Here is a 20,102-nt window from a genome sequence, read left to right on the forward strand (position 1 = left end):
CACACCTTAAGAAGGCCCTCTCACTCATGCGGTCTGGAGGTTGAATCAGGATGACGACTTATAACTGGGATTTGATTGAACGCTTGCTGCACGAGGTGCAAAACGGTGCCAGCAGCTTCACGCCACGGCCCTATGCCGAGCAGTACGCGGCGGAGAAATCGGCGGAAGGCGAGCAGACGGAAAACCTCGATCACCTCAAAGCGGTGGCGGGCGAGTACGAAAAGCTGCTGCTGGACCGGGGCTATATCGAACCGCGGCCTGAGGATCAGGGCGGTTCCGGCTCGAATTACATTCTGACGCCGCGCGGCTCCAGTTTGTTGAGCCTGATCGACAGCAGCATTCCGGGGAATGACCATCCGCGGCAGGTGCTGGATGAGCAGGCAGATGCGCTGGATGAAACGACGTTTGATCAGGTGGCGTCTAAAGCGCAGATTGCCTGAACCTCACCACAAACCAATGTGGGAGCGGGCTTGCTCGCTCCCACAGGGGATTTGTGTTGGGTTTAAGATTGCTTGGCGGCCTTTAGGCATTTGAGGTCGTTGAAGTCTTTCCTCACGCCCTCGATTTTCTTCAGTAACCGCTGACGCTGTGCTGGCGTGCTCTCGGCCATCAAATCCACGATCAACCCACGCGCTTGAGCCTCGGTGTTGGCGTAGGCCTGACGATAGGCGGGTGTCCACAAACTCTCGCGATTGACCAGAAGCGTCTCGATTCGTTGTGGGAATTCCGGACTTTGGCGCTGGGCAACCGCCGCGCTGAACTGCGTCTGCCAATGCGCGCGGTTGGCGATCCATTGAGTGTTCTGATCTCCCAAGGCAGTTGACCAACTGACCACCCGTTGTTGCTGGGTGTTGCTCAGCGGGCCAAGCCAGTCATCCAGACGTTTCTCCATGCGTTCAGCGCGTTGCTTGATCTGCAGGTCGAGGGACGGTTTGAGGTATTCCTGCTGACGTTTGCGCAAGTCCTTGGCGAAGGCATCGTTCATTTCCGCGACTTGCTTGTCGTCCAGTCCTTGTAGCAATTCGATGGCCGACGGGGTGATTTCCCGAGCGGTCTGGGCGATGGCAGCTTTGGCTTCCTGGGTGCGGGTTTGCAGGGCGGCGTCGGTTACCTGGTTGGTTTCGACCATGGTCTGCAAGCGGTCCAGCCACTCCAGATAACCCGGCAGTTGCGTGGTGCAATGCCAGCTCAGGTGTTCCTTGAGGCGCTCGTTGAACCAGCCTTTTTGCTCGCCGTTCATGTCCAGGTAGTCGCTGAGTGTCCACGGAATGATCACGTCGAGGTTACGGTAGGCCAGGCCCACACGGCTGCATGCGCCGAGAACGAGGCTCAAAATGATCAAGGCGGCAAAGCGAATTAGCCAGCGCGACATGGGCGAGTCCTTGCAAAAGCGAGCGTAGGTTCTCATGTGAACGCAGGATGAGCCCGGCAGTTCAGCCGTTCAATAAAACGCGTGTTCAGCCTTGAGGGTGACTAACCCGTCGCATTGGCCGTTGTGCCCGGAATAGGCTGAACAGTTGCTGCCACTGAGGTTGGAGTCACTGTAGATCAGGTCCAGATCGATGCCCATGAACGGCCGGGAAAGTTGCACCGACCAATCGGTAAAACTGCCGACGTATCCACCGTCGACCGACACGGGGGTGTAGAGCTGGTGGGTGGTGTATTTCATGCTGATCCCGATGCCGAACGGCTGATTGCCACCCAGGTCGGCGAATACGGTTTTGTTCAGTTTGTCCGGGTCGTTGCTGAAGGCGGCACCAAAACGGCTGCCGAGCAGGGTCAGGCCGCCGAAGAGTTCCTGGCTGTCGAGGGTGTCCACTTTCGGATAGCTGTAGTGGATCATGCCGACTTCGTAGCCGAGGGTTTGATCGAAGGGTTGTTTAAACCCTGCGTAGGAATCGACTTCAAGGTTTTTGCCCGGACTCAACCCCATGCTCGGTGCCCACTGGCCGACGTAGAAGCCACTGTCGTGGGTCAGGTCGAGACCACCATGGAATGAGCCGGTGCTGGACGGTTTGACGAGTCCCTGGGCCATGCTGCGGCTGGGCGAAGTACCGAGCTTGAGGTCGAAGTCGCCCAGTTCACGCTGGAAGACTTGTGCGTTGGCGAGCGGACAAGCCAGCAAGGTACAGAGCAGCAGGAGAAAGGGGTTGAGCATGCGTCACTCCATTGACAGCGAGGAGCAGGAATCGAAAACCTACTGAAACGCTTGTTCTAGACGTGTGCAAGGATACCGGCGAATGCCCGGCATTGAGGGCCGTTCGTCGATTTTTGAAACTTTGATGGGTTTGGCGGCGTGTTACGGGAGGGTTCCAGTCCAAGCGCTTCGAAGCTCAAAGCGCTTTGGGACCAGTTAAAGCAGGGGGGGTTACTTCTTGCCGAGCGTGATCTGCTTGGACGGGCCGAATGTCTGGCCGCTGACGCCTTTGGCAATTTGCTGTATTTCACCACCGGACTTGAGGAACGCAGCGATCTGGTTGTTGATCGATTCGCTGGTTTCAACGGCTGGAGCTGGCTTTGCTTTGCTGTTGGATGCTTTTACACGCATGGCGGCCATTAACCTTTAGAAAATTAACTTGGCCAGGCATCGTACAGGAAATACTTGACAATTGCTTGGCTAATATCCCCTCAAAACACACAGTGCAGGACCGTTATTTATCTCGGGGCACTATCAGAAACAGGTCGCTAACACGCTGTTTTAACTAAGAACGTTGATGAAATTGGCCCATGCTCGGGTGGGTTGGCAGGGGACAAAAGCGCCGCGTTGGGCTGACGAGCGGCGAAGCCGTGCGGGTCAGCTCCTCAGGAAAATCAAGGATTGCCCAGTATTTTCGCCCGCCACCGGGCCGGCCGCCTAACGCTGTCCGCAAAACCGGGTAGAATGCTGCCCACGTAATGAGGGTATTTGAAATGGCTTTAGTCGGGCGTTACAACAGTTTGCAAGTGGTTAAACACACTAACTTCGGTTTATATCTGGACGGTGGGGCGGACGGCGAAATCCTCTTGCCTAATCGTTATATTCCCAAAGATATTCCCAGCGAAGATGAAGACTGGCTCAACGTTTTTGTTTATCTGGACAGCGATGACAAACTCATTGCAACTACCGAAAAGCCGAAAGTTCAGGTCGGTGAATTCGCCAGTTTGAAAGTCGTTGAAGTCAACAGCATCGGCGTGTTTCTGGATTGGGGTCTGCCGAAGGACCTGCTGCTGCCGTACTCCGAAGAAAAACGCCAGATGACCGCCGGTGAATATGTGGTGGTGCATGTCTACCTCGACAAGCACACCCGTCGCATCACCGCGACCGCACGGCTGGACCGCTATCTGGACAAGTCCCCGGCCAGCTACACACCGGGCCAGGAAGTTGATTTGCTGGTGGCCGAAGCGACCGACATGGGCTTCAAGGCAATCATCAACAACAAGCACTGGGGCCTGATCCACAAGAACGAAATCTTCAAGTTCATGCGCGCCGGCAAAGAAGAGAAGGGCTTTATCAAGGAAGTCCGTGCCGACGGCAAGATCAGCCTGAGCCTGCAACCAGTGGGCGAAGAAGCCGCGACCAGCCTCAATTCGAAGATCCTCGCCAAGTTGCGTGAAAACAACGGCAGCCTTCCGGTCAGCGACAAGAGCGATCCGACAGTGATCACCAGCATGTTTGGCGTCAGCAAGGGCAACTTCAAGAAGGCTATTGGTGCGCTGTACAAGAATGGCCAGATCGTGATTCATGCGGATCGCATTGAACTAAGCTGAGCCTGCACCAACAGTAATGAAAAGCCCCGGCCCCGTGCCGGGCTTTGTTTTTTGACTACCGGGTTTCTGCCATGGATTGTGTTATCGAGGTATCACGGTGAGTGCCAGCCGGCGCAGCGCCGACGGGTTTGCCCTGCAGGTGATGATCGGGTTATGCCTGATCTGGGGCGTTCAGCAGGTGATGATCAAGTGGGCGGCGCCGGACATCGCGCCGGTCATGCAGGCGGCGGGGCGGTCGGGCATTTCCGCATTGCTCGTCGGTTTACTGATCTGCTGGAAGGGCGGCTGGGATCAGGTCGGCGCAACCTGGCGCGGCGGCTTGCTCGCCGGTGCGCTGTTTGGCCTGGAATTCTTCTTCATTTCCGAAGGCCTGCAACTGACGACGGCCGCGCACATGTCGGTGTTCCTCTATACCGCACCGATTTTCACTGCATTGGGCGTGCATTGGTTGCTGCCGAGTGAGCGTTTGAGACCGGTGCAGTGGCTGGGGATTTTCCTCGCCTTTGTCGGGATCGCCATCGCGTTTGCCGGTGGCGTGTCCTGGGACAACCTCGATCACCGCATGTTGATGGGCGACGCGCTGGGCGTACTGGCTGGCGCTGCGTGGGGTGCAACCACGGTGGTGGTGCGCGCTTCACGGCTGTCGGAAGCGCCGGTGACGCTGACCTTGTTCTATCAATTGATCGTCGGTTTCGTCGGCCTGATGCTGATCGCGATTCTCAGCGGCCAGGTCACTCACGTCAGCCTGACCACCATCGCGGTGGCCAGCGTGCTGTTCCAGGGACTGGTGGTGTCGTTCTTCAGTTACCTGACCTGGTTCTGGCTGTTGCGGCGTTATCTGGCGGCGAACCTGGCGGTGTTTTCGTTCATGACGCCGCTGTTCGGTGTCACGTTCGGCGTGGTGCTGTTGGGCGAGGAGCTGAGCCTCAACTTTGTCATCGGCGCCGTGCTGGTCTTGCTCGGCATCACCTTCGTCAGCGCTGAACAGTGGGTGCGCCGTCGTTTGCGCAAAGCCCTCGGGCAGTACTGACCGGACGCAGCAACAGGCTGCCGGCGATCAGTAATCCGCTGCCGGCAACGACTAGCGCGGGCTGCAAGCCACCACTGAAATGGCTGCTCAGGGCCGCCAACAACGGCCCCGCGAGTTGGCCCACGGCGAAGCATGCCGTCAGGAGCCCTGCATTGCGCTGGGTGGCGTGGGGCGCCAGTTCGCGGGAACGTTGCATCACCAGTTGCATGCAGGCCAGAAACGGCGTGCCGCACAGCAGCACGCCCAACGCCAGACCCGTTCCGCTGCCCAAGAGGCACGCGAAGACACCCACGGCTTGTAGCCACAACGTGATCATCAGCCAATGGCGTGTGCCATTCAGGGAGGGCCGGCGCAGACTCACCAACAGCACCCCGACAGCCGACGCCAGGCCGAAGCATGGCCAGAACAGGTCGGCCTGCCATTGCCCTTGAAACTGCGCGTTGGCCATTTGTGAGAGGAACGTCGCGGGGATGATGTAACCCAGACCATACAAGCCATAGATCACGCCCAGTCGAGCGATGCCCTGATTGGTCGATGTGGCGGCGACAGGCGCAGCGGCCACCGTCGCCGCAGGTTGTGGCAGGAACGGCAGAATCCCCAGCAGCATCACCAGCGCTACGCCGGCATATACCAGCCACAGCGTCGCGGAGGTCTGCCCCAGCAGGTTTGAACCCAAGGCCAATAAGCCCGTGAGAAAAATCCCCAGACCCGGCCCGGCAAACACCAAGGCGCCCAGCCGTGGACGTCCGGCCGCTACCGCCAATGGCTGGCTCAGCGCAGTGATCATCACCAATACCCAGGCGCTGGCCACGCCGGTACCAAAACGCAGCAGGAGATGCGACCAGAACCCGTTGGCCCAGAACGACGCCAGGGTCAGCAGCACACACAACCACAACCCGCCCAGCAAGCGCTGACGGACTTGCGCCGGCTTGCGCGAGAACATCGCGTCAAACGCGCCGACGAAGTAGCCCAGGTAATTGGCGGCGGCAATCAGGCCCGCTGCGGTCAGGTCGATCTGACCTTCGCTGAGCAAGTGCGGCATTTGCGGGGTGAGGGCAAAGCGCCCGATGCCCATGGCCATCATCAGGGCGATAAAACTGGCGGTTAAGCGAATCAGGGGAGACATAGTCTGAGTTCCGATAAAGGATCAATGACCGTCAGGCTAGGACTGATTGACTTTCTTTTAAAATGAATAATAGTGAGTAACTTGTTCTGATTTGGAGAAGAACGTGGAGTTCAGCCAATTGAGGATCTTCCAGGCCGTGGCGCAGGAGGGTTCGATCACCCGTGCCGCCGAGCGATTGCACCGGGTACCGTCCAACTTGTCGACGCGTCTCAAACAACTCGAGGAGCAACTCGGCGTAGAACTGTTCGTCCGCGAGCGTCAGCGTTTGCAGTTGTCGCCTGCAGGAAAAGTCCTGCTGGACTACACCGCCAAGCTGTTCGCCCTGCATGATGAAGCCAGTGCGGCAGTGCAGGGCGGGCAGCCGGCCGGGGACTTCGTGCTCGGCACCATGTACAGCACGGCGGCAATTCATCTGCCGCCATTGCTCGCGGGTTATCACCGCAAATACCCGGCAGTAAACCTGCAAGTGCAATCCGGGCCGAGCGGCGAATTGCTTGAAGGCCTGCTCACCGGCCGGCTGGATGCGGCCTTGGTGGACGGCCCTCTAGAACTGGCGGGGCTGGACGGTGTGCCCCTGTGCGACGAACGGCTGGTGCTGATCACGGAGGCCGATCACCCGCCGGTGCGCAGCGCGCTGGATGTGGAGGGGCGTTCGGTGTTCACCTTTCGCCAAGGCTGTTCCTACCGCATGCGCCTGGAGGCCTGGTTCGCCCATGCCCATGCTGCGATGGGCCGGGCAATGGAGATTGAATCCTACCCGGGAATGCTTGCGTGTGTGATTGCCGGCTCGGGCGTGGCGTTAATGTCGGAGTCGATGCTTGCCAGCCTGCCGGGCCGCGAGAGCGTCGTTGCGCACCCGTTGGCCGAGCCGTTCGCCCGCGCGACGACATGGCTGATGTGGCGCAAGGGCATGGTCGGGGCCAATTTGAATGCGTGGATCGAGCAGCAGAAGACGGTTTATCCGTGGGCACCGGTTCAGGCCCAGGCGATTGCTTGAACGAACGGTCAGGTATTTTGTTCCATTCAGTAACAGATCATTGCGACTTTTGATGAGCATTACGTAGGACTTCGGACTATTATCAGTGCGAAGCGGCCTCAGAATTCCGGTCGCTCGGCACTACCCTGAAGGGGGCACCATGAAAGAGAAAATCCAAAACTGGCTGCACGACCTGGGTGTTGCACTCGGTTTGATCGAACCGCCTCTGCAACCTGTGCCTATTCGTACAGACGACGAACAGCGCCGACGCCAGCAGCGCCGCCGGTAATCGCGACGCAGGTAGCAGCTGTCAAGCAACGCGAGGCAGCCTTCGGCCGCGAAGCAGCCGTAAATCCTGCATGCGCGATCTACCTGATACCCGTCGAAACCTGACTCCACCGACGGCTCCGTCCGAACGCGACTTGCGCCGAACGCAGCCTCGCGGTGCTCGTCGGCTGCTATAGGGTTTAGCTGACCTTCAGAGCCCAGGCACAGTCAATTCCGCCCGATCTCCAGCAAAAAACGACTCAAATCATTCGCCGTCCTGGCAGTCTTGAGCATCTGGTCTTCTTGTGCCGTAAACGCCGTCAAACCCAGCTCATCTTCCAGATGGAAGATCAGGTCTTCGATGTCTGCTTTATCCAATCCCAACGCCACCAGGCTGGCGTCGTCGCTGAAGTCATCCCGGCCCTCCAGCAAGCGGCTGATGAACTGATGGACGGCGAGGCGAACGGCAGCTCTGTTCATGGTTGCTCTTGAAGGCGTTAGTGGTGTTGTCCCTGCACTTGAGTACAGCAGGCTTCAGCTGTGTGAGCGCAGCCACTCGTCAATCATTGTGCGCAAATGCTCGCCGGAAAAACTGCCGAAATGCCCGCCATGCACGGTGCGGATCGGCAAGGCACTCAAGCGTTGCAGGCTGCGGGCGTAGTCGTCGAGATCGGAGTGGTAAGCGTCTTCGATCAGCGGCCCGTCATAGATGATGTCGCCGCTGAACAGTGTTTGCGTCGCCGCTTCATACAAACTGATGCCGCCCGGTGAATGCCCGGGCGTGTGCAGCACTTGCAGCACGCGGTCACCCAGGTCCAGCACATCGCCTTCTTCAATCAGGCCGGTGGCCGGCGCAGCCTTGACCCGGTATTCGGCGTAGCACAGCGGGCAATCGGGGTGAGCCTCGAACATCTCGTCGCCGACAAAGGCGTTGCTCAAATCGTTGTTACCGTCCGGTGCGGCGAGAATATCAGCCTCGGCCGGGTGCACCAGCCGTTCAGGAAACTCGTGATGCCCGGCAATGTGGTCGAAATGGCAGTGACTCGCCACCGCCACCAGCGGCCGTTCGGTGATCCACGGCAATTGCTCGCGCAGGCTGACCAGTCCGGAGCCGCTGTCCAGCAGCAGGTCCTTGTCACGCCCCTGAACGTGCCAGAGGTTGCAGCGATAGAAAGGCCGAATGTACGGCTCGTGAATCAGGCGAATGCCGTCGCTGAGTTGTTTCACTTCGAACCACTGATCGCGGCTGACGATCTTCATAAACAGTTTTCTCCAGACGAAAAAAACGGGTGTGGCAACCGACGCCACACCCGTCGAAGAAAGCATCAAGTCGTTATGTGCAGCTTAGGCGGCGTTAGCCACCATCGCTGGGCGGCGGGACATCAAGCTCACCACCACGAAGCTCACCAGACTTACGGCGAGGCTGTAGTAGATCGGGGAGTTGGCATCAAGACCATCTTTGAACATGAACACCAGCGCCGTGGCGAAGCCCATGCCCATGCTGGCGATAGCGCCGGCGGTGGTTGCGCGTTTCCAGAAAATCGCGCCCATCAGCGGGATCAGCATGCCGCCTACCAGCAGGTTGTACGCCAGAGTCAGGGCGCTGATCACGTCATTCACGACCAAAGCGATGCCGAGTACCAGGACGCCGGTCAACAAGGTGAACAGGCGGTTCATGCCCAGGCTCGATTGTTTACCGCCGCGCAGTTTCGGCAGCAGGTCTTCGGTCAGGGTGGTGGCAGCGGCGAGCAGGCCGGCGCTGGCGGTGGACATCATGGCGGCCAGGGCCGCAGCGATCACCAGGCCACGGATACCGTCCGGCAGGGACAGTTTGACGATGGCGGCGAAGGCATTGTTGACGTTGTCCAGATCCGGGATCAGCACATGTGCAGCCATGCCGATCAGGGCGCAGGCCAGGCCATAGACGATGCAGTAGATACCGGCAGCAGTACCGGCGACCTGAGCCACCTTGGCGCTCTTGACGGTGAACACACGCTGCCAGATGTCCTGCCCGATCAGGATCCCGAAGAAGTAGATCATGAAGTAGGTGATGATGGTGTCCCAGCCAATCGTGGTGAAGCTGAAGGCGGTGGCCGGCAGTTTCAACACCAGTTCATCCCAGCCGCCAACGCGGTACAGGCAGATTGGCAACAGGATGAACATCAGGCCCACGGTCTTGATGATGAATTGGACGATGTCGGTCAGGGTCAGGGACCACATGCCGCCGATCGCCGAGTAGATCACTACCACGCCCCCGCCGAGCAATATCGACATCCAGAACGGCAGACCGAACAGCACTTGCAAGACGGTGCCGATGGCGAGGATCGAGACCACGCCGATCATCAACGCGTACGCCAGCATGATCACCGCGCTCGCGGAGCGGGCCATCGGGTTGTAGCGTTTTTCCAGCACTTGGGTAACGGTGTAGATTTTCAATTTCAGCAGCGGTTTGGCGAGGAACAGGTTCAACGCCACGATCCCGCAACCAAGCGCCGCGCAGAGCCAGAAGCCGGAGATGCCATGGACGTAGCCCAGGCGAACGGTACCGACTGTAGAAGCGCCACCCAGAACGGTGGCGGCCATGGTGCCCATGTACATGCTCGGGCCGAGGTTGCGACCGGCGACCAAAAAGTCTTCGTTGGTCTTGGCCTTGCGCATGCCGTAGTAGCCGAGTAGCAGCATCGCGGCGGCGTAGATGAGTACGACGAATAAATCCAAAGCCATTATGGCGTGTCTCCGATTGTCTTTTTTATGGTGAGGCTGAAATCAATCCCTGTGGGGAACATCAATCCCTTGTGGGAGCGTGGCTTGCCCGCGATGGGGGCGCCGCGGTCTGTCAGGACCGCGTCATCGTTCATCGCGGGCAAGCCTCGCTCCCACAGGAAATGCGTTGCCCACAAGTAATGCGCTGAATCAGGCGGCTTGTCGCAACGCCGGTTTAGCGAGCGAATGGGTACCCTTGCTACGTGAATCATTCGGCCCGAACACCGCGGCGGTTTCCGGGAACAGGCTCAGCAGTGCCAGGTACACCAGCGAGGCCAGGCCCAGGGTGACCGGCAGGCTGATGTCGATACCGCCGGCCATTTCGCCCAGGGGTCCGACAAACTGTCCAGGCAGGTTCACGAAGCACAGGCCGATGGCCGCGCTCGGGATCCAGGCTCCCAGGCCACGCCAGTTCCAGCCGTGGGTGAACCAGTAACGGCCACCTTTCTCGCCGCGGGTGAACACTTGCAGGTCATCCGGGCAATAGAAGCCGCGGCGCACCACCAGGCCGATGATCATGATCACCATCCATGGGGTGGTGCAGGTGATGATCAGCACGGCGAAGGTCGACACGCTCTGCACCAGATTCGCCGCGAAGCGACCGATGAAGATGAAGGCAATCGACATCACGCCGATCAGCAGCGTGGCCTTGACCCGCGACAGTACGCGAGGGAACACGCTGGACATGTCCAGCCCGGTGCCATACAGCGACGTGGTGCCGGTGGACATTCCGCCGATCACCGCAATCAGGCACACCGGCAGGAAGAACCAGCTCGGCGATACAGCCAGCAAACCGCCGACATAGTTGTTGGCCGCGATATAGTCCGGAGCCTTGATCGCTACGATAGTGGCGGTGGCCAGGCCGAACAGGAACGGGATAAAGGTTGCGATCTGCGAGATCACCACGGCGGCCATGATCCGGCGCTTGGAGGTTTCACGCGGGATATAGCGCGACCAGTCACCGAGGAACGCACCGAAAGAAATCGGGTTGCTCATCGCCACCAGAGCAGCACCGATGAAGGCCGCCCAGAAACCCGGTTGACCCATGCTGACGGTGCCGGCGTAGTTCACATCGAAAGGACCGGCGAAGGCGAAGACGCCCAGCAGGAACAGCAGGCTGGCGCTCCACACCGCGATCTTGTTGACCCACAGCAGGAAGCGGAAACCGTAGATACAAACGGTCAGTACCAGAATTGCGAACAGACCGTAGGCCAGGCCCAGGGTCAGGTCTGTTTCCGGCAGGCCGATCAGTCGCTTGGCGCCACCGATCAGCGCGTCACCCGAACTCCACACCGAGAGCGAGAAGAACGCGATAGCCGTCAGCAGCGAAAGGAACGAGCCGACGATCCGCCCGTGCACGCCGAAGTGCGCACCGGAAGACACGGCGTTGTTGGTGCCATTGATCGGGCCGAACAGGCCCATGGGCGCAAGAATCAGCGAGCCCAGCAGCACGCCCAGCACAATCGCCAGCACGCCCGCCTGAAACGACAGGCCGAACAGTACCGGGAAACTGCCGAGCACGGCGGTGGCAAAAGTGTTGGAACCACCAAAGATCATCCGGAACAAATCCGTCGGGCCTGCGGTGCGTTCGCTGTCCGGGATCTGTTCGACCCCGTAGGTTTCAATTTGCGTAAGGCTTTGGTCTTTGTTGTTGTTATTCATGATCAGCTCCGATCATTAAGGCGCGCTCATCGTGCGTGAGCGTCACCTGTTTGGCTAAGGGGTTGGCAGCCCTTCCGGCATCGCGGACAAATGTTCGTGGCAGGCCAGCCATTGGCCTTGTTGTTTTTGGCCAGACGCTTGTTTCTTGAAAACAATCGTCTCGCGCTCCTGGCTGAAATGTTGCTTCCCTTGCATGCGCAGCTCGGTGGCCACGTCATGGATGAAAATCGCCACGTCACCCTGCAGGCTGACGAAGGCGTTGCTCGAGGTGCACGAAAGCACCTCGAAGCCGTCCTCCGAGCGCCAGGTGTCCCACAACGCCTGATAGGCATCGCGCGACAGCAGAGGCTGCTCGAGGGTGTAAAAGACGAAGCTGGCATCGGTGCTGAACGCACCGAAGTAGGCTTCGCGATCATTACGGGCGAAGGCGGCTACCAGATCGGCAGCGGCCTGGAGTACCTGATCACGTTCGTTCACAACCAATCCTCAGCGGTGGACCACGCCAGGCAGTACGCAGAGCATTTCGTACAGCAGGTTGGCGGCCAGCAGCGAGGTGTTGCCGGTGGTGTCATAAGCGGGCGAGACTTCTACCAGATCGCAACCGACCAGGTCGAGGCCTTGGCAGCCGCGAACGATTTCAATCGCCTGAATGGTCGTCAGGCCACCGATTTCCGGGGTGCCGGTGCCAGGTGCCCAGGCCGGGTCAATGCCGTCGATGTCGAAACTCAGGTACACCGGACCGCCACCGACTTTCTCGCGAACTTCGGCCATCAAGGGGGCCAGGGATTTGTGCCAGCACTCTTCGGCCTGAACCACACGGAAGCCCTGGTTGCGGCTCCAGTTGAAGTCGTCAGCGGTGTAGCCCTGAGCGCGCAGGCCGATTTGCACCACACGGTCGCAATCCAGAAGGCCTTCTTCGACAGCGCGACGGAAGGTGGTGCCGTGGGCGATTTTCTCGCCGAACATGTGATCGTTCACATCGGCGTGAGCGTCGATGTGCACCAGGCCGATTTTGCCGTGCTTTTTATGGATGGCGCGCAGGATCGGCAGGGTGATGGTGTGGTCGCCGCCCAGGGTCAGCGGGATCACATCGTGTTCGAGGATCTTGTGGTAGGACTCTTCGATGATCCGTACTGCGTCCAGCAGGTTGAACGTGTTGATCGCAATGTCGCCGATGTCGGCCACCGACAGCGAATCGAACGGCGCCGCGCCAGTCGCCATGTTGTACGGGCGGATCATGACCGATTCCGCGCGGATTTCGCGAGGTCCGAAGCGGGTGCCGGGGCGCAGTGAGGTACCGATGTCCAGGGGCACGCCAACGAAGGCAGCGTCCAGACCGGCAGCGGTATCCAAGTGGGGGAGTCGCATCATGGTGGCGATGCCGCCGAAGCGCGGCATTTCATTGCCGCCCAGTGGTTGGTGAAGAATTTTGTCCACGGGTAGGGCCTCATCGTCATTGTTTTATTTATGTCGGTGGCACAGGTCAGTACAGACACGGGCACCGTTGGAGGCCGATTCTGCGAAATGTAGTGGCCGGGAAGAATCGCTACGGGCAAATACTTAGTTCAGATTTTTCTAAACTAATGCCGAGGACGTCGATAGACTCGCGGTTGATCATTCCCACGCTCTGCGTGGCAATGCATCCCGTGACGCTCCGCGTCACCACCCCGGAGCGGACGCAGAGCGTCCGAGGCGGCATTCCCACGCGGAGCGTGGGAACGATCTTTGGAGAGTGCCCCATGGCCAACGCTTTACCCGACCTGAAACTATTGCGCATCTTCGTCAGCGTGGTGCGCCATCAGGGGTTCGCCAACGCCCAGCAAGAGCTCAACCTCTCGACCTCGGCCATCAGCACCTACATGAGCCAGCTCGAAGCGGCTCTCGGCCTGGTGCTATGTCATCGCGGTCGCGGTGGGTTCAGCCTGACCAGCAAGGGCGAGCTGTTCCATCAGGAAACCTTGCGTCTATTGGGGGAGCTCGAAGGCTTCGAGCAATACGCCGCAGCACTCAAGGGCGAACTGCGCGGCACCCTGAACCTAGGCGTAATCGATTCCACCGTCAGCGACAAGGCCTTGCCCTTCGCCGAAGCCATCGGCGCCTACAGCCAGGAACACCCGGCGGTGCATTTGCATTTGTCGGTGATGAGCCCTTACGAACTGCAACTCGGCGTGCAGGACAATCGCCTCGACCTGGCCATCGGTGCGTTCTCCACGCGCATGAGTGGCCTGGTCTACATGCCGCTCTACCGCGAACAGCACTGGCTGTATTGCAGCAGTCGGCATCCGCTGTTCACCGAGCGGCGTATCCCCGAGCAAGTCATCACCCAGCAACGCATGGTCGGCAGGGGTTACTGGAGTCAGGCGGAACTGGCGCGACACGGTTTCAAACACAGCGCGGCCACGGTGGAGAGTATGGAGGCGCAGTTGATTCTGGTGCTGTCCGGTGCGTACATCGGTTACCTTCCGGAGCACTACGCTCAGGCCTGGGCGGACAAGGGTGATTTGCGCGTGTTGCTGCCGGCGACCTTTGGTTATCAGGCGCCATTCTCGATGATCGTGCGCCGTGGCCGCAGCCGCGAGCCGCTGATCCAGACCTTTCGCGATTTGCTCAAAGCACAACTGAATCAGGCTTGATCGATGTCCAGAATCCAGTGTCCCCGTTGCCTGCGCCCGCAAACCCATTGTTTGTGTCCGCTGATTCCGAGCCTCGACAGTCGCACGCGGGTGTTGCTGTTGCAGCATCCGAGTGAAGTGAGTCACGCGTTGAACACCGCACGGTTGGCGGCGTTGGGCTTGAGGAATGCGGAACTGATTGTCGGCGAGGTATTCGAGGATTTGCCGTTGTTGTTGAATCAACCGGGGTATCAGGCGCAGTTGTTGTTTCCGGGAGAGGACGCGCAGCCGATGCAAACTTATACGGCGATCGACGAGCCGCTATTGCTGGTGGTTCCGGACGGCACCTGGCGCAAGGCGCGCAAGATGCTGCACCTCAATCCAATGTTGGCGGCATTGCCGAGGGTGACGTTGGCGGACGGCGGGGTGTCACGTTATCGACTGCGCAAAGCCCCGGGGCCGGGGGCGTTGTCGACGGTGGAGGCGATTGTACAGGCGTTGCAAACGCTGGAAGCGCCGAGCACGTTTGAGCCGTTGTTGAAACCGTTCGAGGCGTTGATCGAGGGGCAGATTGCGGCGATGGGGGAGGAGACCTTTCAGCGTAATCATGGGCCGAAATGATCGCAGGGTTTGAGGGGCTCATCGCGAGCAAGCTCACTCCCACAGTGGTTCGCATTTCTGGAAGAGCTCGGTCTACTGTGGGAGCGAGCTTGCTCGCGATAGCGGTAAAACAGCCACGGCAAATTCCAGCCAGAAACTACCTTTCCCGCATCGCCTCAGTCCGCGCTTTAAGCACCGGTTTCAGCAGGTAATCCAGAACGCTCTTCTCGCCCGTAATGATGTCCACCGTGGCAACCATCCCAGGAATGATCAGCAGCGGTTTCACATCCCCGCCCAAGTGGTTTTTATCCGTGCGCACTTGAATCAGATAAAAGCTGTTGCCCTTGTCATCGGTGATGGTGTCGGCGCCGATCAGTTCGAGTTTGGCGCTCAACCCGCCATAAATCGTGTAGTCATACGCACTGAATTTCACCATCGCTTTCTGCCCCGGATGCAGGAACGCCACGTCCTGAGGCCGCACCTTGGCTTCGATCAGCAGGTTGTCTTCCAGCGGCACGATTTCCACCATGTCACTGCCGGGCTGGACCACGCCGCCGATGGTATTGACCTTTAGCACTTTGATAATTCCGTGCACCGGTGAAATCACCGTGGTGCGGGTCACGCGGTCATCGATGGCGATGCTCGACGCCGTGATTTTCGACAGGTCGGTGCGTTTCTCGTTCAGCTCTTTGGCCGCGTCCGAGCGGAAGGATTGTTCTGACTCGTCAATCTTGCTTTTGATCTCGTTGATCGCCGATTCCGCCCGTGGAATCGCCAGAGTCGTCGCATTCAGCGAGCCACGAATCTCCACTGCACTGCGTTTGAGCCGGAGGATTTCCACCGGTGAAACGGCGCCGGTGCCCACCAGTGGCGTGGACATGTTCATCTCTTGTTGCAGCAATGCCAGGCTGGAGCTGAATTGCCCCTGTTTGGAGCGGAACTCTGCAAGTTCCTGGGTTTTTTGCCGAAGTTGTTCGCTTAATGTGCGCTGCTCACTGGCGAGACGGCGCTGGCGCTGCTCGTACAGCGAGCGCTCGTCTTCAGCCACTTGTGGCGCCTTGGCGATTACTTCTTCTGACAACTTGAAGGGGCGTCCTTCCGCTTCCGCCGACAGGCGCTCCACTTGCGCGGTCAGTGCGTAACGATCCGCTTCGCTCTCACCCTTGTTCGACAGAAACCGCGTGTCATCCAGGCGCAGCAAGGTATCGCCCTTGTTCACCATTTGCCCTTCCCGTACGAAGATCTCGGTGACAATGCCGCCCTCCAGGTTCTGGATCACCTGGACCTTGCTCGACGGAATCGCCTTGCCTTCGCCCATGGTGACTTCCTGAAGCACCGCGAACTTGGCCCACACCACCGCGCTGATAATCAGCCCGGCCGCCAGCCACACGGTAATGCGCGACCAACGCGGGGAGTCCTGCAACGAGGCGCCGGCCGTTTCCGGCATGAACTCGCTCTCGGCGGTTTTGCCGAAGCTGCCGAAGTAGCCGCGGTCCTTGGAGGTGTCGGACGATGAACGGGCCATGGGTAGCTCCTAGACAGCCGCAGAGCCGACGCGGCCCTTGCGCAGTGCATCGATGACCGCTTCTTTCGGGCCGTCGGCGACGATCCGTCCGTTATCCAGCACCACCAGTCGATCCACCAGGCTGAGCATCGAGGTGCGGTGAGTGACCAGGAGTAGGGTTTTGCCCTGGACCCAGGTGTGGAGTTTTTGCCGCAGAATGTCTTCGCTGCTGTTGTCCATCGCGCTGGTCGGTTCGTCGAGCAACATGATCGGCGGGTCGAGCAACAAGGCCCGCGCCAGCAACACCGCTTGACGTTGACCACCGGACAGCAATTGCCCGCGTTCGCCGACCGGCCGATCAAACCCTTGCGGATGCTGGCGGGCGAGTTCGGTGACGCCGGTCAACTCGGCCACTTCGAGCATCCGCGAATCGCTGATGTAGCGGGCGCCAAGGGTCAGGTTGTCGCGCAGGCTGCCGGCCAACAGCGGCAGGTCATGAGCGACATAACCGATCTGTTGGCGAAGGTCGGCGACGTCCAGTTGCCGCAGGTCCAGGCCGTCGAGCAGCAACTGGCCTTCCTCCGGCGCGTAGAAACCCATTACCAGTCGCGCCAGGGTGCTTTTGCCCGATCCGCTGCGACCGATGATTCCGATGCGCTCGCCGGGTTTCATGCTGAAGCTGACGTTGGACAGCGCGGGCGCGTTCTGGCCGTTGTAATGGAAGGTCACGCCGCTGACTTCGAGGGCCCCTTGCAGTTGTGTGCGTTCCAGCGGCCGCTGTTTGGCGTCGCGCTCCTGCGGCAGGCCCATCAGCGCATCGGTGCTTTTCATGGTCAGCTGCGCTTGCTGGTAGCGAGTGATCAACCCGGCAATCTGCCCCAGCGGTGCGAGCACGCGGCTGCCGAGCATATAGGTCGCCACTAGCGCCCCGACGCTGAGGTTGCCGGCGATGATGCTGTAGACACCGGCGACAATCGTTGCCATGCCGGAGAACTGCTGAATAAACAGCGTGCCATTGGTGGCCAGCGCCGAGAGGTTGCGCGCATGGCTGTCGAGGCGGGTGAGGGCGCCGTGGGTGCTTTCCCATTTGTGCTGGCGCTCGCTTTCGGCGCTGCAGGCCTTGAGGGTTTCCAGGCCGCCGAGGGTTTCGATCAGCAAGGCCTGGCGTTCGGCGCCCAGGCTCAGGCTTTTTTGCACGGTGTCGCGCAGGCGCACCTGGATCATCATTGCGAAGATGATCGTGATAGGGAAGGCCAACAACGGAATCACCACCAGCCAACCGCCGAGCAAGCCGATCACCACCAGCATCAACACGGCGAAAGGCAGGTCGATCAGGCTGGTCAGGGTGACCGCGGTGAGAAACTCGCGCAGACCCTGAAAGTCATGAATGCTTTGGGCAAAGCCGCCGATGGTCGCCGGGCGGGCTTTCATCGACATGCCGGTGATCCGCTCGAACAAGGTCGCTGACAGGATTACGTCGGTTTTCTTGCCGGCAGTGTCCAGCAAATGCGCACGCACGACGCGCAGCACCAGTTCGAAACCGGTGCCGATCAGCAAGCCGATCGACAGCACCCACAAGGTCGAGGTGGCTTGGTTCGGCACCACCCGGTCGTAGGTCTGCATCACGAACAGCGGCACCATCAACCCGAGCAGGTTGATCAGGAAACTCGCCAGGATCGCGTCACTGTACAGCCATTTCGACAGTTTCAGTGTGTCGCGAAACCACGCTTCAACGCGCGGCACCAGGGGCGAGCGCAAGTCTTCGAGTTCATGGCGTGGCCGGGCAAACAAGGCCTGGCCACTGTAATTTTCGGCCAGCTCATCCGTGCTGACCCATTGTTCGCCACCGTCGGCTTCGCTAGGCAGGATCAACACCTGACCGTCATCGCCGAAGCGTCGCAGGATGGCCGTTCGGCCGTTGTTGAGGATCAGCATCACCGGCAGGTTGAGGGCGGAAATATCCCCCAGGTCCCGGCGCAGCAGTCGCGCCTGCAAACTGGCCCGGGCTGCTGCGCGGGGCAGCAGGTCCAGGCTCAAGCGTTGTTTGTGCAGCGGTAGCCCGGCACTCAGGCTGGCGCGACTGACGGTCGCGCCGTGGAGTTTGCAGAGGATCAACAGACCGTCCAGAAGCGGGTCATCGAAGCTCAGCCGCGGATCGACACCGGTGTTGCCGGATTCCATGCTGGTCACATTGATCGCTCCAGTGAGCTACTTCAGTTCAGGCAAACGGGCTTCGTTCTTCACTTCGGTGGAGGCGATCGCGTCGGCGGGCAACACCACGCGTTGCTTGCTCAGCAACTCTCCCATGCTGGCCAGCACGCGGTACATCGAGTATTCCTCGGTGTAACGCACTTCGGTGTAGCGACGGTTGGCGTTGTAGAGCTCGTTTTCACTGTCGAGCAAGTCGAGCAAGGTGCGTTGTCCGAGGCCGAACTGGTCCTGATACGCCACGCGCACCCGTTTACTGGTTTCAGCGTATTCGCGCGCGGTCGGGGTTTGTTTCTTGGCATTGACCATGGCGTTCCAGGCCAGGTGAATGTTCTCGTTGAGTTGGCGAAGGGCGTTGTTGCGGATGTCCATGGCCTGGTTGATCTGATGCGCATCGGAGGCCAGGCGGGCTTTGTCGCTGCCACCGCGGAACAGGTTGTAGTTCATCACCACACCCACGCGCCACTCGTTGTCGTGACCTTCATCACCTTGCACGTTGTTGTTCGCGCCTACCGCGGCTTCGGCGTCGAAGCGCGGGTAGAACGGCGACTTGGCAACTTCGTACTGGCTCTCGGCCGATTGCACGTCAGCCTGGGCGGATTTCAGGTAAGGGTTGTTTTCCACCATGCTCTGCTGGGCTTCTTGCAGGGAGGCGGGCAATTCACCGCGAGTCGACGGCGGGGTTTCCAATTCATCGGGCAGGCGCCCGACAACGGCGGCGAAATTCGACTCGGCGTCCGCCAGATCGACTTCGGCGGTGTCGAGGTTGTTTTGCGCCAGCGCACGGCGAGCGCCGGATTGATCGGAGTCGGCGTTGCTGCCGACGCCACGCTGGGTGCGCAGGCCGATCTGGTCGTTGACGCGCAAGTGGGCCTGCAGGTTGTTCGTGGCCAGGGTTACCAGTTCGCGACGCTTGAGGACTTCGAGGTAGACCTCGATGGTGCGCAGAGCCAGATCCTGTGCGGTGCCCTGAGCGTAATAGGCCCGGGAGTTGGCCACGCCTTTGGTGCGCTCGACTTCGTTCGCGGTGTTGAAGCCGTCGAACAGCATTTGACGCAGGCGTAATTCCGACTGGGTGTAATTCATGGTTTCGGTGTTGTGATTGCCAGGACCGAGCGCCCGGGTATTGGTGTTGTCGCTGTACCCGCGCCCGTAGGCGGCATTCAAATCAACGGATGGATAAAAGCCCCCTTTGGCAACTTTCACCTGTTCATCCGCGGACAGGCGCGAGTCCACGCGCGAGGCCAGTTCTGGATGGGTCGCGATAGTGCTCTGGATTGCGTCGGTCAACGACATGGCTTGAGCGCCGGAAGTGCAGGCCATGGCCAGCAGAACCGCGCTGCAGAGGGGGGTTAAAACGCGCATGGGTGCATCTCCCTGAATTCCTAATGGTGCTTATCAGTCGCCAATTATTTGACGGCATTTATAGGTAAAACCGTTTCACCCTTGTAACAACAGAGCTAAGAACATCCTAGAGAATAGCTAAGAAATTTTTCTCATAACCCTTATGCCAAAAAAAACTTATGCCGTCAGCAAAATCCAGCACATTGTTCAATACGGAAGCCTTTGAATTACGAGCTTTAAGGAGCTTTCAAAGGATTCAGCAA

At 59.6% G+C, this 20,102-nt stretch carries 20 protein-coding genes; 7 read left to right on the forward strand and 13 right to left on the reverse strand.

Annotated elements, in window-relative coordinates; all coding sequences use genetic code 11:
- The first annotated feature begins 50 nt into the window (after positions 1-50).
- On the forward strand, positions 51-440 hold the full coding sequence (locus NL116_RS08000) for a transcriptional regulator (protein WP_494376717.1): 390 nt from the start codon (positions 51-53) through the stop codon (positions 438-440).
- Between the two features lie 62 nt (positions 441-502).
- Here the strand turns inward: NL116_RS08000 and NL116_RS08005 are convergent, their stop codons facing one another.
- The 3 genes from NL116_RS08005 to NL116_RS08015 form a co-directional block, all read right to left on the reverse strand.
- Positions 503-1,372, reverse strand: a complete 870-nt coding sequence (locus tag NL116_RS08005; protein ID WP_494376718.1) for a DUF6279 family lipoprotein — start codon at positions 1,370-1,372, stop codon at positions 503-505.
- A gap of 69 nt (positions 1,373-1,441) precedes the next feature.
- A complete protein-coding gene (locus NL116_RS08010) occupies positions 1,442-2,158 on the reverse strand; it encodes a TorF family putative porin (RefSeq protein WP_494376719.1) in 717 nt (238 codons plus the stop codon).
- Between the two features lie 210 nt (positions 2,159-2,368).
- Positions 2,369-2,557 (reverse strand): PFL_1563 family small protein, encoded by a 189-nt coding sequence (locus NL116_RS08015; RefSeq protein ID WP_017337097.1) that lies wholly within the window; start codon positions 2,555-2,557, stop codon positions 2,369-2,371.
- Between the two features lie 353 nt (positions 2,558-2,910).
- Here NL116_RS08015 and NL116_RS08020 point away from each other — a divergent pair, with 353 nt between their 5' ends.
- Both NL116_RS08020 and NL116_RS08025 read left to right on the forward strand, forming a co-directional pair.
- The gene (locus NL116_RS08020) at positions 2,911-3,747 is read left to right on the forward strand and encodes a CvfB family protein (protein ID WP_123433967.1); all 837 of its coding nucleotides are present in this window, start codon (positions 2,911-2,913) and stop codon (positions 3,745-3,747) included.
- Between the two features lie 97 nt (positions 3,748-3,844).
- Entirely contained in the window at positions 3,845-4,777 is a 933-nt protein-coding gene (locus NL116_RS08025) for a DMT family transporter (protein ID WP_494376720.1), read from the forward strand.
- Here NL116_RS08025 and NL116_RS08030 read toward each other — a convergent pair.
- On the reverse strand, positions 4,722-5,903 hold the full coding sequence (locus NL116_RS08030) for an MFS transporter (protein WP_494376721.1): 1,182 nt from the start codon (positions 5,901-5,903) through the stop codon (positions 4,722-4,724). The two genes, NL116_RS08025 and NL116_RS08030, sit on opposite strands and share 56 nt — an antisense overlap.
- Before the next feature lie 103 nt (positions 5,904-6,006).
- On the opposite strand from NL116_RS08030, the gene ptrR reads away from it, so the two are divergent.
- Both ptrR and NL116_RS08040 read left to right on the forward strand, forming a co-directional pair.
- The gene (ptrR, locus tag NL116_RS08035; RefSeq protein WP_494376722.1) at positions 6,007-6,900 is read left to right on the forward strand and encodes a putrescine utilization regulator PtrR; all 894 of its coding nucleotides are present in this window, start codon (positions 6,007-6,009) and stop codon (positions 6,898-6,900) included.
- A 139-nt stretch (positions 6,901-7,039) separates the two neighbouring features.
- The gene (locus NL116_RS08040) at positions 7,040-7,168 is read left to right on the forward strand and encodes a PA1414 family protein (protein WP_007914492.1); all 129 of its coding nucleotides are present in this window, start codon (positions 7,040-7,042) and stop codon (positions 7,166-7,168) included.
- Positions 7,169-7,374: 206 nt separating this feature from the next.
- On the opposite strand, the gene NL116_RS08045 is transcribed toward NL116_RS08040, so the two are convergent.
- The 6 genes from NL116_RS08045 to speB form a co-directional block, all read right to left on the reverse strand.
- Complete coding sequence (locus tag NL116_RS08045) at positions 7,375-7,626, reverse strand: acyl carrier protein (RefSeq protein WP_494376723.1); 252 nt, start codon at positions 7,624-7,626, stop codon at positions 7,375-7,377.
- Between the two features lie 54 nt (positions 7,627-7,680).
- On the reverse strand, positions 7,681-8,406 hold the full coding sequence (locus NL116_RS08050) for an MBL fold metallo-hydrolase (protein ID WP_494376724.1): 726 nt from the start codon (positions 8,404-8,406) through the stop codon (positions 7,681-7,683).
- 84 nt (positions 8,407-8,490) lie between these two features.
- Positions 8,491-9,870 carry a sodium:solute symporter family protein gene (locus tag NL116_RS08055; RefSeq protein ID WP_494376725.1) on the reverse strand — a complete coding sequence of 460 codons (1,380 nt, stop codon included), beginning with the start codon at positions 9,868-9,870 and terminating at the stop codon, positions 8,491-8,493.
- A gap of 189 nt (positions 9,871-10,059) precedes the next feature.
- A complete protein-coding gene (locus NL116_RS08060; protein ID WP_494376726.1) occupies positions 10,060-11,571 on the reverse strand; it encodes a purine-cytosine permease family protein in 1,512 nt (503 codons plus the stop codon).
- A 54-nt stretch (positions 11,572-11,625) separates the two neighbouring features.
- A complete protein-coding gene (locus NL116_RS08065) occupies positions 11,626-12,048 on the reverse strand; it encodes a YybH family protein (protein WP_494376727.1) in 423 nt (140 codons plus the stop codon).
- Positions 12,049-12,057: 9 nt separating this feature from the next.
- On the reverse strand, positions 12,058-13,008 hold the full coding sequence (gene speB / locus NL116_RS08070; RefSeq protein WP_027925808.1) for an agmatinase: 951 nt from the start codon (positions 13,006-13,008) through the stop codon (positions 12,058-12,060).
- Between the two features lie 302 nt (positions 13,009-13,310).
- Here speB and NL116_RS08075 point away from each other — a divergent pair, with 302 nt between their 5' ends.
- Positions 13,311-14,204, forward strand: coding sequence for a LysR family transcriptional regulator (locus NL116_RS08075; protein WP_007945995.1), 894 nt, complete (start codon positions 13,311-13,313; stop codon positions 14,202-14,204).
- 3 nt (positions 14,205-14,207) lie between these two features.
- Positions 14,208-14,804, forward strand: coding sequence for a tRNA-uridine aminocarboxypropyltransferase (locus NL116_RS08080; protein WP_494376728.1), 597 nt, complete (start codon positions 14,208-14,210; stop codon positions 14,802-14,804).
- 136 nt (positions 14,805-14,940) lie between these two features.
- On the opposite strand, the gene NL116_RS08085 is transcribed toward NL116_RS08080, so the two are convergent.
- The 3 genes from NL116_RS08085 to NL116_RS08095 are packed head-to-tail and all read right to left on the reverse strand — an operon-like array spanning position 14,941 to position 19,860.
- Entirely contained in the window at positions 14,941-16,308 is a 1,368-nt protein-coding gene (locus NL116_RS08085; RefSeq protein WP_494376729.1) for an HlyD family type I secretion periplasmic adaptor subunit, read from the reverse strand.
- Between the two features lie 9 nt (positions 16,309-16,317).
- A complete protein-coding gene (locus tag NL116_RS08090; RefSeq protein ID WP_494376730.1) occupies positions 16,318-18,477 on the reverse strand; it encodes a type I secretion system permease/ATPase in 2,160 nt (719 codons plus the stop codon).
- 18 nt (positions 18,478-18,495) lie between these two features.
- On the reverse strand, positions 18,496-19,860 hold the full coding sequence (locus tag NL116_RS08095; protein WP_494376731.1) for a TolC family outer membrane protein: 1,365 nt from the start codon (positions 19,858-19,860) through the stop codon (positions 18,496-18,498).
- Between the last annotated feature and the right edge of the window lie 242 nt (positions 19,861-20,102).

The organism is Pseudomonas sp. FBCC-B1667 (assembly GCF_059133255.1).

Coding starts and splice junctions, on each gene's coding strand:
- NL116_RS08000 (WP_494376717.1), top strand. CDS start 51: ATGACGACTTATAACTGGGATTTGATTGAACGCTTGCTGCACGAGGTG.
- NL116_RS08005 (WP_494376718.1), bottom strand. CDS start 1,372: ATGTCGCGCTGGCTAATTCGCTTTGCCGCCTTGATCATTTTGAGCCTC.
- NL116_RS08010 (WP_494376719.1), bottom strand. CDS start 2,158: ATGCTCAACCCCTTTCTCCTGCTGCTCTGTACCTTGCTGGCTTGTCCG.
- NL116_RS08015 (WP_017337097.1), bottom strand. CDS start 2,557: ATGGCCGCCATGCGTGTAAAAGCATCCAACAGCAAAGCAAAGCCAGCT.
- NL116_RS08020 (WP_123433967.1), top strand. CDS start 2,911: ATGGCTTTAGTCGGGCGTTACAACAGTTTGCAAGTGGTTAAACACACT.
- NL116_RS08030 (WP_494376721.1), bottom strand. CDS start 5,903: ATGTCTCCCCTGATTCGCTTAACCGCCAGTTTTATCGCCCTGATGATG.
- NL116_RS08040 (WP_007914492.1), top strand. CDS start 7,040: ATGAAAGAGAAAATCCAAAACTGGCTGCACGACCTGGGTGTTGCACTC.
- NL116_RS08045 (WP_494376723.1), bottom strand. CDS start 7,626: ATGAACAGAGCTGCCGTTCGCCTCGCCGTCCATCAGTTCATCAGCCGC.
- NL116_RS08050 (WP_494376724.1), bottom strand. CDS start 8,406: ATGAAGATCGTCAGCCGCGATCAGTGGTTCGAAGTGAAACAACTCAGC.
- NL116_RS08055 (WP_494376725.1), bottom strand. CDS start 9,870: ATGGCTTTGGATTTATTCGTCGTACTCATCTACGCCGCCGCGATGCTG.
- NL116_RS08060 (WP_494376726.1), bottom strand. CDS start 11,571: ATGAATAACAACAACAAAGACCAAAGCCTTACGCAAATTGAAACCTAC.
- NL116_RS08075 (WP_007945995.1), top strand. CDS start 13,311: ATGGCCAACGCTTTACCCGACCTGAAACTATTGCGCATCTTCGTCAGC.
- NL116_RS08080 (WP_494376728.1), top strand. CDS start 14,208: ATGTCCAGAATCCAGTGTCCCCGTTGCCTGCGCCCGCAAACCCATTGT.
- NL116_RS08085 (WP_494376729.1), bottom strand. CDS start 16,308: ATGGCCCGTTCATCGTCCGACACCTCCAAGGACCGCGGCTACTTCGGC.
- NL116_RS08095 (WP_494376731.1), bottom strand. CDS start 19,860: ATGCGCGTTTTAACCCCCCTCTGCAGCGCGGTTCTGCTGGCCATGGCC.